Annotated in this window: 1 protein-coding gene; it reads right to left on the bottom strand. The window is 58.9% G+C overall.

Features of this window, described 5'->3' with window-relative positions; all coding sequences use genetic code 11:
- Positions 1–231, bottom strand: a 231-nt coding sequence (locus tag SB719_RS22880) for an ABC transporter permease subunit (RefSeq protein WP_412160144.1), incomplete at both ends; no start/stop codon positions are given.

Genomic DNA, 231 nt, shown 5'->3' with positions numbered 1-231 from the left:
CCTTGCCGGTCTCGACAATGGCCTGCGCGCGCACTGTGCGGGCATATTGAACCCACGCCGAAAGGGCGATCGCCAGAATAAGAACCCCAGAAGCGCCAATTTCACGCAGGCCGACCGGCAGCATCTGACGCACGACCGTGGATACCAGAATGGCGACAAGGATGGTCGGGATCGACAGGGTGATATCGCCGAACCGCATTAGCAGATTGTCGATAAAGCCGCCGAAATACC

This window comes from Pantoea sp. SIMBA_079, from assembly GCF_046940275.1.
Taxonomy (GTDB): Bacteria; Pseudomonadota; Gammaproteobacteria; order Enterobacterales; family Enterobacteriaceae; genus Pantoea; species Pantoea borealis.
Note: the sequence above shows the minus strand (reverse complement) of the source record. Positions and strands in the feature narration are given on the sequence as shown.